This is a genomic window from Ruegeria sp. YTSA105 (genome assembly GCF_059610225.1).
In genome coordinates this window covers 144121-156314 of sequence record NZ_JBXWNE010000003.1, presented here as the reverse complement: position 1 = coordinate 156314, position 12194 = coordinate 144121, and the positions used below count along the sequence as shown (strand labels likewise).

At 57.4% G+C, this 12194-nt stretch carries 10 protein-coding genes; 4 read left to right on the top strand and 6 right to left on the bottom strand.

Features of this window, described 5'->3' with window-relative positions; translation table 11 throughout:
• Positions 1-654 precede the first annotated feature (654 nt).
• Positions 655-2841 carry an excinuclease ABC subunit UvrB gene (uvrB, locus tag AC2FH2_RS05555; protein WP_496676451.1) on the bottom strand — a complete coding sequence of 729 codons (2187 nt, stop codon included), beginning with the start codon at positions 2839-2841 and terminating at the stop codon, positions 655-657.
• 81 nt (positions 2842-2922) lie between these two features.
• Positions 2923-3402, bottom strand: a complete 480-nt coding sequence (locus AC2FH2_RS05550) for an SRPBCC family protein (protein WP_271948305.1) — start codon at positions 3400-3402, stop codon at positions 2923-2925.
• Between the two features lie 158 nt (positions 3403-3560).
• Between AC2FH2_RS05550 and AC2FH2_RS05545 the strand changes: the two genes are divergently transcribed.
• Together AC2FH2_RS05545 and AC2FH2_RS05540 are read left to right on the top strand one after the other, a co-directional pair.
• Positions 3561-3872 (top strand): ETC complex I subunit, encoded by a 312-nt coding sequence (locus tag AC2FH2_RS05545; protein WP_496712094.1) that lies wholly within the window; start codon positions 3561-3563, stop codon positions 3870-3872.
• Positions 3873-4349 (top strand): GNAT family N-acetyltransferase, encoded by a 477-nt coding sequence (locus tag AC2FH2_RS05540; protein ID WP_142635670.1) that lies wholly within the window; start codon positions 3873-3875, stop codon positions 4347-4349.
• Between the two features lie 8 nt (positions 4350-4357).
• Here the strand turns inward: AC2FH2_RS05540 and AC2FH2_RS05535 are convergent, their stop codons facing one another.
• Positions 4358-5227 carry a LysR family transcriptional regulator gene (locus AC2FH2_RS05535; protein ID WP_496823116.1) on the bottom strand — a complete coding sequence of 290 codons (870 nt, stop codon included), beginning with the start codon at positions 5225-5227 and terminating at the stop codon, positions 4358-4360.
• Between the two features lie 103 nt (positions 5228-5330).
• Here AC2FH2_RS05535 and glyA point away from each other — a divergent pair, with 103 nt between their 5' ends.
• Positions 5331-6638 (top strand): serine hydroxymethyltransferase, encoded by a 1308-nt coding sequence (gene glyA / locus AC2FH2_RS05530; RefSeq protein ID WP_496823115.1) that lies wholly within the window; start codon positions 5331-5333, stop codon positions 6636-6638.
• 101 nt (positions 6639-6739) lie between these two features.
• On the opposite strand, the gene hutU is transcribed toward glyA, so the two are convergent.
• The 3 genes from hutU to hutI form a co-directional block, all read right to left on the bottom strand.
• The gene (gene hutU / locus AC2FH2_RS05525; protein WP_496823114.1) at positions 6740-8413 is read right to left on the bottom strand and encodes a urocanate hydratase; all 1674 of its coding nucleotides are present in this window, start codon (positions 8411-8413) and stop codon (positions 6740-6742) included.
• Positions 8414-8518: 105 nt separating this feature from the next.
• Positions 8519-10054: a histidine ammonia-lyase gene (gene hutH / locus AC2FH2_RS05520; protein WP_496823113.1), complete on the bottom strand. Its 1536-nt coding sequence runs from the start codon at positions 10052-10054 to the stop codon at positions 8519-8521.
• A complete protein-coding gene (gene hutI, locus AC2FH2_RS05515; RefSeq protein ID WP_281972488.1) occupies positions 10051-11259 on the bottom strand; it encodes an imidazolonepropionase in 1209 nt (402 codons plus the stop codon). Before hutI ends, hutH begins: the two co-directional genes overlap by 4 nt.
• A 216-nt stretch (positions 11260-11475) precedes the next feature.
• On the opposite strand from hutI, the gene hutC reads away from it, so the two are divergent.
• Positions 11476-12180 (top strand): histidine utilization transcriptional repressor HutC, encoded by a 705-nt coding sequence (hutC, locus tag AC2FH2_RS05510; protein WP_246097191.1) that lies wholly within the window; start codon positions 11476-11478, stop codon positions 12178-12180.
• The last annotated feature ends 14 nt before the right edge of the window (positions 12181-12194 follow it).

Sequence of the window (12194 nt, the reverse complement as noted above, 5' to 3'; positions counted from 1 at the left end):
GGAGGAGAGGGCGCTAGGCTGTAAGTTTGAAGTGCGGGTACCTTGAATTGCGAACGTGTTGGGTAGTGCTTTCACCCATATTTGGTTGGCAATCCGAAAAAATGGGAGCGAGCAATAGACGAAATTCGCAGTGCTCGACTGATAGACTAGAGAGCGGGTGCGTAAGACTCCAATAGATTGATATCTACAGATCGCTTGCACAGGTAAAGTAGTATCCGCATAGTTCATACGCGCAGCTTGGAATCAGTATACGTGGAACTTCAAAGGAAGCATCTGATGATTGGGCTGATAACCCTGATTAAAGAATTCTGTGTCTTTAACTCTGGCGCTCTAAAAGTGCTGGTTTGCTTGAGCCCAGGTGTCGTTTGGAAATTTGTGTACCCTGAAATCTATTATTCGTCTGGGTGGTCAGGATATGCCGACTTTAGCATTTTGATTCTAATGCCGTTGATGGTAATTTTCATGATTTGGGAATTTATCAAGCACAAGCGCCAACCTGCATAAATTGGTGCAAGAACCAAGTAACTTGGTCGTGCGCGAAGGGAACGTGCGTCGGTAGTTTCAGAAAAGTTAACTTTTGCGAGACTGAAGCAATGAGAGTGAATAGGTACGCGGGCGCGATATGGAAGGTTCGCAAATAGATATCTTCTCAGCCTACCTCTTCCGCCGCTTCACATTCCCGCCCCGCTGCCCTGGTCTCCCAGCCGTTGACCGGCCCTTCGATTTCACCGCGTCTTCCGAGGCTTTCTCGACCGCCCATTGGCGCGCCATGGGGTCGTCGGCGATGGCCAGATCGACCGCTTCCAGACGTTTGATTTCATCCCGGATGTTGGCGGCCTCTTCGAATTCCAGATTTTCGGCGGCTTTGCGCATCTTGTCGCGCAGCCCGTCCAGATGGGCCTCGAGGTTCGCGCCGTGCATCGGTTTGTCGATGGTGGCGGTGACGCGGTTCATGTCGACGTCGCCCTTGTAGAGACCGGCCAGAACATCCTCGACGTTTTTCTTCACCGTTGCTGGGGTGATGCCGTGTTCCTCGTTATAGGCGATCTGCTTGGCGCGGCGGCGATCGGTTTCGTTCAGCGCGCGCTCCATGGAACCGGTGATCTTGTCGGCATACATGATCACCCGCCCGTCGGCGTTGCGCGCGGCGCGGCCAATGGTCTGAACCAGTGAGGTTTCCGAGCGCAGGAAGCCTTCTTTGTCGGCGTCCAGAATGGCGACCAGCCCGCATTCGGGGATGTCGAGCCCCTCGCGCAGCAGGTTGATGCCGATCAGCACGTCAAACGCGCCCAGACGCAGGTCACGCAGAATCTCGATGCGTTCCAGCGTGTCGATGTCCGAGTGCATGTAACGGACCCTGATGCCCTGTTCGTGCATGTATTCAGTCAGGTCCTCGGCCATGCGTTTGGTCAACGTTGTGACCAGCGTGCGATAACCGTCGGCGGCGACCTTGCGCACCTCGTCCAGCAGATCGTCGACCTGCATGCCGACGGGGCGGATTTCGACCTCGGGATCCAGCAGGCCGGTGGGGCGGATGACCTGTTCGGTGAAAACGCCGCCGGTCTGTTCGATCTCCCACTTGGCAGGCGTGGCCGAGACGAACACGGATTGCGGGCGCATGGCGTCCCATTCCTCGAACTTGAGGGGGCGGTTATCCATGCAGGATGGCAGGCGGAACCCGTGTTCGGCCAGGGTGAATTTGCGCCGATAGTCGCCCCGGTACATGCCGCCGATCTGCGGCACGCTGACGTGGGATTCGTCGGCAAAGACGATGGCGTTGTCGGGGATGAATTCGAACAGCGTCGGGGGCGGCTCGCCCGGCGCGCGACCGGTCAGATAGCGCGAGTAGTTTTCGATTCCGTTACAGACGCCGGTGGCCTCCAACATCTCCAGATCGAAATTCGTGCGTTGTTCCAGACGTTGCGCTTCCAGAAGTTTGCCCTCTCCGACCAGTTGATCCAGTCGGATGCGGAGTTCCTTCTTGATGCCGATGATCGCCTGGTTCATCGTTGGCTTCGGCGTCACGTAGTGCGAGTTGGCGTAAACCCGCACCTGTTCCATATTCGCGGCGCGTTCACCGGTCAGCGGGTCGAACTCGGTGATGGTTTCCAATTCCTCACCGAAGAACGAGAATTTCCAAGCGCGATCTTCAAGGTGGGCGGGCCAGATTTCCAGGCTGTCACCCCGCACCCGGAACGAGCCCCGTTGGAATGCCTGATCATTTCGGCGGTATTGCTGGGCGACCAGATCGGCCATGATCTGGCGCTGGTTGTATTCGCCGCCAACCTTCAGGTCCTGCGTCATCGCCCCATAGGTTTCGACCGAGCCGATACCGTAGATGCACGACACTGAGGCGACGATGATCACGTCATCGCGTTCCAATAGCGCCCGCGTGGCCGAGTGGCGCATCCGGTCGATCTGTTCGTTGATCTGGGATTCTTTCTCGATATAGGTGTCGCTGCGCGCGACATAGGCCTCGGGTTGGTAGTAGTCGTAGTAAGACACGAAATACTCGACCGAGTTTTCCGGGAAGAAACCTTTGAACTCACCATAGAGCTGCGCCGCCAGTGTCTTGTTGGGCGCAAGGATGATGGCGGGTCGCTGGGTTTCTTCGATCACCTTGGCCATGGTGAAGGTCTTGCCCGTCCCGGTCGCGCCCAGCAGGACCTGTTCTCTTTCGCCGTCGAAGATACCGTTGGTCAGCTCTTTGATCGCGGTGGGCTGGTCGCCTGCCGGTGAGAACTCGGTATGCATGACGAATTCTTTACCGCCTTCCAGTTTCAGGCGGGCGCGGACGTCATCAGCAGTCAGCTGAGTCTTGTCGGAATGGGCGTAAGGCATGGGCAGGCTCCGGGTCAGGCCCCTACATTTGTTCTTATTTTGTCCAACTGCAAGACCTGATCCGATCTAGAAACGGCAGTTTCAGTAATACGCAAACCGATGATCCGGTATTTGATCCGAACGCACCTTTTCTTCAAGCGCTTTCAGGTTGTCACCCAGGACACGCCCCATCATCGCTTTCAGCACAGTCTGCCCCATCAGCCATCCCAATGGACCAAACTTCATTTGATAATCCATGCTCCAGACTACTCTGGATTGGTTGTTGGCAAGGGGTTCAACGGCGATTGCTGCATGTGCTTGGGTCAGAGGCATTGCAGACATCTCAGACAAGCGGACACGGTAGCCCCGGTTGATTTGCCAATCCGTGACTTCTTCTACCAGAGACGTCCCATTTTCAAAATGGCATCGTCGTTTCGATCCCACCCCATCCGCACCTTGTGTTAGCGCATCTACTGATGTCACCTGCGGGGCGAAATCGTCGATATGCATGAACCGGCTCAAAATGGCCCAGATATCTTCGGGTCGGGTATCAATGTCGAGGCTGCGTTCGTGGTGGATCATCTTGCTGTCCTTGTTGTGGCGTTTGAATGATTATACCATTCCCCTAATGACAGTTTTCGTCATCAGAACATCCTTGTCCTCCGCGACATTTGCCACCTTGTCCCAGGCCTCGCTCTGACGCATAAACAACTTCAGCCAAGTGAGTACGGAGAGGCGACATGCGCGCACGGATCTACCAGCCTTCGCGGAATGCGATGACATCGGGTACGGCCAAGACCCGGCATTGGGTGTTGGAATATGCCCCAGAATCCACGCGCGAGGTTGATCCGTTGATGGGCTGGACGTCTTCCAGTGACACCCAGACCCAGGTGCGTCTGAATTTCGACACCAAGGAAGAGGCGCTGGATTACGCCAGGGACAACGGTATCGACGCACAGGTCAGTGAACCGCATAAACGCAAGCCGAACCTGCGCGCGCGCGGTTATGGCGAGAATTTTGCCACCGATCGGCGCGCACCCTGGACGCATTAAATGATCGACATTCGCGAGGCTGACCCAACCTCCGACGCATTGCGCCCGGTGGTCGAGGCGCATTTTGCCCATAGCGAAACCGCCGGGCCAGCCGAGAGCAATCACACGATGGATGCCAGTGCCTTGGCTGGGCCCGGAATGCGGTTCTGGGCTTTGTATGAGGGTAACAAGGTGCTGGGCTGCGGCGCGCTCAAGGCGCTGCCGGATGGGACCGCCGAAGTCAAATCCGTGCATATCCTTGCCACCGCACGTGGCCGCGGTCTGGCGCGAGTGATGATGACCCATCTTGCTGATCACGCACGGGTCGAAGGGACCTCGGCGCTGGTTCTTGAGACGGGCGCCGATCATCTGTCCTACTACGACGCCGCGCGCAGGCTGTATGAAGCGCTGGGCTATTCCTATTGCGGCCCGATCTACGGCTATGAGGCCGACCCCAACAGCGCCTTCATGCGATTGGATCTAAAGCCCGCAGAATAGGCCGGTTGTTAGGCACTACCTTCGTTCAGCAATGCCACGACCTGTTGCGTTTCGGGCCTTTGCCGCGTTGCGCCAGGTATGTGGACGAACAGAAAGCGGCCCGTTGGGCAGGTGTATTCGCTTGCAGACTTAAGAGCGCCGCTTGCCAAGGCATCCTCAAGCAAACATAGATGCCCCATCAGAATACCCGCACCTGCCTTCGCTTCTTCCACGGCCAGGCTGTACAGAGAGAACTGCGGCCCGGTCTGCGCATCCTGCAGTTCAATTCCCGTGTTCTGTGACCAGATTGTCCAATCGTCGTTCCAGGTCTGGTCATGCAGAAGGACGGTGTCGCCAAAGTGGTTCATACGTTCAATCTGGCTAGGCGCGCCGACCGGAGAGATGAGATCGGGGCAGATGCAAATCTGCTCGGGCTCAGCATCGGGTTCGCCAATGAATATGGCCAGATCGAACAATTCCCGATCAAGACTGGGTGGATTTTCCATCGCGGTCACCGAAAAATTGATATGCGGAAACTGCGCCCTGACCCGGCTTAGCCGTTTTGGTAGCCAAAGCTGCGCAACAGATGGCAAGGCGGCGATATGAAAATCGGCGTTGGGTTTGAGGTTGCGGAGGGCACGCGCCGCCTCGGCCAACCCGTCGAACGCCGCAGAGAATTCAGCCACCAGCGAAGCCCCGGCCTTGGTCAGTTCCACCCCCTGCGCGTTGCGCCGAAACAACGCGGTACCTGCCCAGCCCTCCAATGTCTTGATGTGCTGCGAAATCGCTCCGGGCGTGACGCTCAATTCCTCAGCGGCGGCGACAAAGCTGACATGACGTGCGGCAGCTTCAAAGGCGCGCATTGCATTCAGCGGGGGCCCTTTCGGGCGTTTGGGCATGACACTCATTTCAAGCCTTAGTTTTTCTACGCCAAGAAATAGCAAATCTGCTTTGCGCTGTCACGAAATGGCTGCCACCATGCTGCAAAACGGAGGACGTCCAATGACGCTTGCACAACGAGATTGGGTGCCGAGCACCAGTGAAACCCTGATTCAGGACATAGCGGCCACGACGGCGTCCGCAACGTCTGCCGATCTGCTGGCCCGTATCGAGCAGCTGGCCGAGCAGAACCGAGTGATCCATGAGGAAGAGTGCTTTAACCTCAACCCTGCGACCAATGTGATGAACCCGAAAGCCGAAGCGCTATTATCCTCTGGCATCGGGTCGCGCCCCTCTTTGGGGTATCCCGGCGACAAATACGAAATGGGACTGGAAGCGATCGAGGAAATCGAAGTGATCGCGGCCCAGCTTTGCGCGGATGTGTTCGATGCCAAATTCGCCGAGGTTCGTGTGCCTTCTGGTGCGATTGCCAACCTCTATGGCTTTATGGCCACCTGCAAACCGGGCGACACAATCATTGCGCCGCCCGCATCCCTAGGCGGGCATGTGACGCATCATGTCGATGGCTGCGCCGGCTTATACGGCTTGCGCACGATAGAGGCCCCGGTGAATGCCGATGGCTATACCGTTGATCTGGACCAACTGCGGGCGCTGGCACGGGCCGAGCGGCCCAAGTTGATTACGATTGGTGGCAGCCTGAACCTGTTCGAGCATCCCGTGTCCGAAGTGCGGTCCATCGCCGATGAGGTCGGGGCCAAGGTCATGTTCGATGCGGCCCATCAATGCGGCATTATTGCCGGGCGCGCCTGGTCCAACCCGCTGGCCGAGGGCGCGCATTTCATGACGATGAGCACCTATAAAAGCCTTGGTGGCCCTGCAGGTGGGCTGATCGTTTCGAATGATGCAGAAATCGCCAAAGCGCTGGACGCTATCGCCTTTCCCGGCATGACGGCCAATTTCGATGCGGCGAAAACTGCCGCACTTGCGGTCACGATGCTGGACTGGAAAGACTTTGGCGCGGCCTATGCGAAAGAGATGATCGCTATGGCGCAGGCATTGGCTGCGGCTTTGGATGCACAAAATGTGCCTGTGTTCGCTGGGGCCGGGGGCTTTACCAACTCTCACCAGTTCGCTGTGCTGGCCGAGCCATTCGGGGGCGGGCAAGCGGCCTCAAAAACCTTACGCCAAGCTGGGTTCCTTGCCTGCGGCATCGGTCTGCCAGTGGCGGCGGTTGAAGGTGATATGAACGGTCTGCGAATTGGCACGCCTGAGCTTGTGCGCTGGGGGATGACCGCAGGCGATGCGGATCGTCTGGCTGGGTTGATCAAACAAGGTCTGCAGGGCGCGCCGATTGCCTCCGAGGTTTCAGCCTGGAGACGCGCGTTCAATACGCTGTGCTTTGTCCATTAGATCACCGTTTCCAAAAGCAACCGGCGCGCACGGTGTTTGGTGATCGTTCAATCCCGGCCTTCACAAATGAATGGCCGGGATCTGTTCCGCTTGATCCAAACTTAGTTTCCCAGAATTCCAGGCAGGCGCAGCCCGTGTTCACGAGCGCAATCCTTGGCCAGGTCATAACCCGCATCGGCGTGACGCCACACACCCGAGGCAGGGTCGTTCCACAAAACGCGCTCCAGGCGTTTGGCAGCATCATCGGTGCCGTCGGCGCAGATCACCACACCCGCATGCTGGGAAAAGCCCATGCCAACGCCACCGCCATGGTGCAGAGATACCCATGTCGCGCCCGAGGCAGTGTTGACCAGTGCATTTAGCAGAGGCCAGTCCGAGACCGCGTCAGACCCGTCCTTCATCGCTTCGGTCTCGCGGTTGGGCGAGGCGACTGAACCGGAATCCAGATGGTCACGACCAATGACCACCGGCGCGCTTAGCTCGCCCGTTCTGACCATCTCGTTAAACGCCAGACCCAGGCGATGTCGGTCACCCAGACCAACCCAGCAAATACGCGCAGGAAGGCCTTGGAATGCGATCCGTTCGCGCGCCATATCCAGCCAGTTGTGCAGATGCGTGTTATCGGGCAGCAGTTCTTTGACCTTTTGATCGGTCTTGTAGATGTCCTCGGGGTCCCCCGACAAGGCCGCCCAGCGGAACGGGCCAATGCCACGGCAGAATAGCGGACGGATATAGGCAGGCACAAAGCCCGGGAAGGCGAAGGCGTCTTCCAGACCTTCCTCAAGCGCCATTTGCCGGATGTTGTTGCCATAGTCGACGGTTGGAACACCGTCATTGTGAAAGGCGACCATCGCCGCGACCTGCACCTTCATCGAGGCGCGGGCTGCCTTTTCCACTTCCTTCGGAGCGGTTTCAGCCTTGGATCGCCACTCGGCTACGGTCCAACCTTGAGGCAGGTATCCGTTGATCGGGTCATGCGCGCTAGTCTGATCGGTGACGATGTCGGGCTTGACGCCGCGCTTGTGTATTTCGGGGAAGATATCGGCGGCGTTTCCGATCAGCGCCACGGATTTGGCTTCGCCCGCTTTGGTCCAGCGGTCGATCATGTCCAGCGCCTCGTCCAGGCTGTGGGTTTTCTCGTCGACATAGCGCGTGCGCAGTCGGAAATCGGCGGATTTCTCGTCGCACTCCACGGCCAGACAGCAGGCACCCGCCATCACAGCAGCCAGTGGCTGAGCACCGCCCATACCACCCAGACCCCCGGTCAGGATCCAACGGCCTTTCAGACTGCCACCATAGTGCTGGCGTCCTGCTTCCATGAAGGTCTCATAGGTGCCTTGGACGATGCCCTGCGACCCGATGTAAATCCAGGAACCCGCAGTCATCTGGCCATACATCGCCAGACCTTTCTTATCCAACTCGTTGAAGTGATCCCAATTCGCCCAATGCGGCACCAGGTTCGAGTTGGCAATCAGCACGCGCGGTGCGTCCTTGTGGGTTTTGACGATGGCGACGGGCTTTCCCGACTGCACGACCAGGGTTTCGTCCGCTTCCAGGTCTTTCAGGCTGTCGACGATCAGGTCGAAATCCTTCCAGGTTCGCGCGGCCCGGCCAATGCCGCCATATACTACCAGCTCGTGCGGGTTTTCTGCCACGTCAGGATGCAGGTTGTTCATCAGCATCCGCAGTGGTGCTTCGGTCAACCAGCTTTTGGCATTCAGTTCGGTCCCGGTTGGCGGATAGATGTCCCGGCTGTTCTTACGAGGATCGCTCATCGATCATTCCCTTCAGATTGGATAGAGCCCGACAGGGCAAGGGCATTGAAGTTTTCAATCATGTGTCTCGGCTGCGGTCGCGCGCCATCATGGCAAAGACCGCCATCAGGTAAGGCCCGGCAAAGAGGCGTTCAGTGCGTTCAGCAACGCACCCGACGCGACCAATTCCTTTGCCGCTTTCAGATCGGGCGCCATATAGCGATCCTCTTGCAGGCTCGAAACATCCTCGCGCAGCCGTGCGATGGCCTGTTGCAGCAAAGGGCTGGTCTGGAGGGGCGCGCGGAATTCGATGCCACGCGCGGCACAGAGCAACTCGACCCCAAGGATATGGTTGAGGTTTTCGACCATGCGGGCCAGCCGCCGCGCACCATGCGCTGCCATCGAGACGTGATCTTCCTGATTGGCGGAGGTGGGTGTTGAATCGGTGACACATGGGTTGGCCAGATGCTTGTTCTCGCTCATCAAAGCGGCTGTCGTCACCTCGGCAATCATCAGGCCGGAATTCAATCCGGGTTCAGGCGTCAGGAAGGGCGGAAGATCGAAGCTGAGCGTTGGATCGACCATCAGAGCAATACGCCGTTGACTGATCGCGCCAATCTCGGACAATGCCAGCGCAATCATGTCAGCAGCGAACCCAACGGGTTCCGCGTGAAAATTACCACCGGACACGATCATATCCGCTTCGGTCAGCACAAGTGGGTTGTCTGTTGCAGCATTCGCTTCGATCAAAAGGGTCTGTGCGGCCTGTCGCAGGACATCCATCGCCGCACCAGTCACCTGCGGCTGACAGCGGATGCAATAGGGATCCTGAACACGTGTATCATCATCCCGGTGGCTTTCTCGAATTTCGGATTGCGCCAGTATCTCACGCATCGAACCTGCCGCTTCGATCTGGCCACGATGTCCTCGCAGCGCATGGATTTCGGGCTGCAGCGGAGCCGTTGAACCCATGATGGCATCGGTGGACATGGCCGAGATGACCAGCGCATTGCGCACAGCACGCCAGACTTCGAACAGACCGGCAAGCGCATAGGCCGTTGAAAACTGTGTGCCATTGATAAAGGCCAAACCTTCCTTGGGGCCAAGCTCGATCGGGGACAGGCCAGCCTTTGCAAGCGCCTCGGCACCCGGAAGAATTTCGCCTTTATATTCCGCCTCTCCCTCACCGATCACCACTGCGGTCATATGTGAAAGAGGTGCCAGATCGCCTGACGCGCCAACCGATCCTTGATTTGGAACAACAGGGGTGACGCCTTTTTCCAGCATGTCTTGCATAAGCTCGATCAGTTGCCAGCGGACGCCAGATGCGCCACGGCCAAAACTCAATAGCTTAAGAGACATCATAAGCCGAACCATCCGGCGGGGCATCGCGTTTCCTACGCCGCAGCAATGGCTGAGGATCAGATTTCGCTGCAAAGTGGCGGTGTCTTCAGATTTGATCTTGAGACTGGCCAATTTGCCAAAACCTGTGTTGACGCCATAAACCGGTACATCACCCGCAGCGGCGATAGCGATCCGTTTCGCGGCCGCCTCGACCGCAGGACGACACGTCGGATCAAGTATGACCGAGGCTTCATCCCAATAGATGGTTTCAAGCTGAGGCAGAGTAGCCTGCCCGGGCGCCAGAGTGAGAGTTGTCACGCTTGACCTCCAAAGATGCGTTTGTGAAGCGGGTTGAACCCGATACGATAAGAAAGCTCGGCCGGACGGCCCACATTCCAGACCGCCAGATCGGCCCGCTGACCCGCGGCGATCATACCGCGATCACTCAAACCAAGGGCACGCGCGGCGTTACAGGTCACGCCCGCAAGTGTTTCCTCTGGCGTCATGCGGAACAGCGTGCAGCCCATATTCATGGTCAGAAGAAGAGATGTCAGGGGGGATGATCCCGGATTGCAATCGGTTGCCAGTGCCATTGGGACATCGTGTTTGCGCAGCAGCTCAATCGGAGGCTGACGCGTTTCACGCAGAGTATAGAACGCACCGGGCAGGATTACGCCCGCTGTTCCCGCCTGGGCCATGGTGATCACGCCGTCTTCGTCAAGATACTCGATATGATCCGCAGACAATGCGCCATAGGAGGCGGCAAGCTGTGCCCCGCCCAGATTAGAAAGCTGCTCGGCATGCAGTTTAACCGGAAGGCCAAGGGCAGCGGCGGCGTCAAAGACACGGGCGATCTGTTTGGGCTGAAAGGCGATCCCTTCGCAGAATCCGTCAACCGCATCGACCAGCCCTTCTACATGGGCGGCCCGCAAGGTCGGAATGACGACCTCGTCGATATAGGCGTCATCGCGCCCCTTGTACTCTGGCGGAGTCGCGTGGGCGCCCAGATATGTGGTTTGAACAGAAACCGGGCGACGTTTTCCAATTTCGCGCGCGGCGCGCAGCATGTTCAGCTCTGTCTGTTGTTCTAGCCCATAGCCGGACTTGATTTCGATAGTGGTCATGCCCTCTTGGATCATCGCGTCGACGCGGGGCAATGCACTTTCTATCAGCTCTTCCAGGCTGGCGGCCCGTGTCGCTTGAACGGTTGCGTTAATACCGCCTCCGGCGCGCGCAACCTGTTCATAGCTTGCACCATTCAGGCGCATTTCAAACTCTTGGGCGCGGTCGCCGCCAAATACAACATGGGTGTGGCAGTCGATCAAACCGGGCGTCACAAGGCGTCCGTTCAGATCCTCGGCCTCAAGCTCGGTATATTCATCGGGCAGATCGCGTCTGGGTCCGACCCATTCGATAAACTCACCTGATATTACGATGATGCCATCCTCGATTAGCCCATAAGGGCCCTGCTGGCTGGCTTGTGTTGCAATTTTTGCGCCACGAAGGGTTGTTTTACCAGTCATGAGAATCTGATCCCAAGTTGCAATGCTTCTGAAATAGGTATACTGATTACTGCATAATGTGTACACAAAATAATGAAAGGCATCGCGCCGAAGCCGCCTTCTTGGAGTCAAATTAGGTGGAGGTCTTAGGTGCGGGGCAGAGTTACATGCTTCATTGCAGATGTCTTATGTGTATGTATAAGCCAAATAAGGCTGGTTTTTGAGTTGGGGAGTTTTATGGCAAGACCTCAGGGGAACATGAGCTTTCGGGACATCAAGCAGGTGGTTTTGGATCGAATCCAAACCGGTATCTGGAGCCCGGATTCCATTTTGCCAAGCGAGATGGATTTGGCCGCTGAATTCTCAAGTACACGAACAACGGTCAACCGGGCGTTGAGAGAGCTTGCCGAAGAAGGATACCTGGAAAGAAAACGCAAGGCCGGCACGCGGGTTCTGAATTCTCCCATCAGAAAGGCGCAATTTGCGATCCCTTTGGTGCGTGACGAGATAACGGCCACCGGTGCGGCCTATCGGTACTCTTTGGTGGACCGAGAGGTGCAACCCGCACCGTCCTGGCTGGCATCACGCCTCGACCTGAAAAAAGAGCAGGACGTCTTGCACCTGCGATGTATGCATTATGCCGACAACGTAGCGTTTCAGCTTGAGGTGCGATGGATTGTTGCCGACGTTGTACCTGAAGTGTTGGAGGAAAGTTTCGAACAATCGGGGCCGAATGACTGGTTGGTTAACAGGGTGCCATTCAGCAATCTGGAGCTTAGTTTCATGGCGACCAAGGCTGATGGTGAAATCTCCAAGTTCCTGGACACGCCACCTGGCGACCCGATCTTTACTGCCGAACGCATTACCTGGCTGCGTCGCGCGCCGGTGACATATGCCAAGCTTTACTTTGCGCCGGGATACCGGATGACGACGCATCTCTGATCTGACCGGAGTCC

Excerpts from the sequence above, each read along its gene's own strand:
- uvrB (WP_496676451.1), bottom strand. The coding sequence starts at position 2,841 with ATGCCTTACGCCCATTCCGACAAGACTCAGCTGACTGCTGATGACGTC.
- AC2FH2_RS05550 (WP_271948305.1), bottom strand. The coding sequence starts at position 3,402 with ATGATCCACCACGAACGCAGCCTCGACATTGATACCCGACCCGAAGAT.
- AC2FH2_RS05545 (WP_496712094.1), top strand. The coding sequence starts at position 3,561 with ATGCGCGCACGGATCTACCAGCCTTCGCGGAATGCGATGACATCGGGT.
- AC2FH2_RS05540 (WP_142635670.1), top strand. The coding sequence starts at position 3,873 with ATGATCGACATTCGCGAGGCTGACCCAACCTCCGACGCATTGCGCCCG.
- AC2FH2_RS05535 (WP_496823116.1), bottom strand. The coding sequence starts at position 5,227 with ATGCCCAAACGCCCGAAAGGGCCCCCGCTGAATGCAATGCGCGCCTTT.
- glyA (WP_496823115.1), top strand. The coding sequence starts at position 5,331 with ATGACGCTTGCACAACGAGATTGGGTGCCGAGCACCAGTGAAACCCTG.
- hutU (WP_496823114.1), bottom strand. The coding sequence starts at position 8,413 with ATGAGCGATCCTCGTAAGAACAGCCGGGACATCTATCCGCCAACCGGG.
- hutI (WP_281972488.1), bottom strand. The coding sequence starts at position 11,259 with ATGACTGGTAAAACAACCCTTCGTGGCGCAAAAATTGCAACACAAGCC.
- hutC (WP_246097191.1), top strand. The coding sequence starts at position 11,476 with ATGGCAAGACCTCAGGGGAACATGAGCTTTCGGGACATCAAGCAGGTG.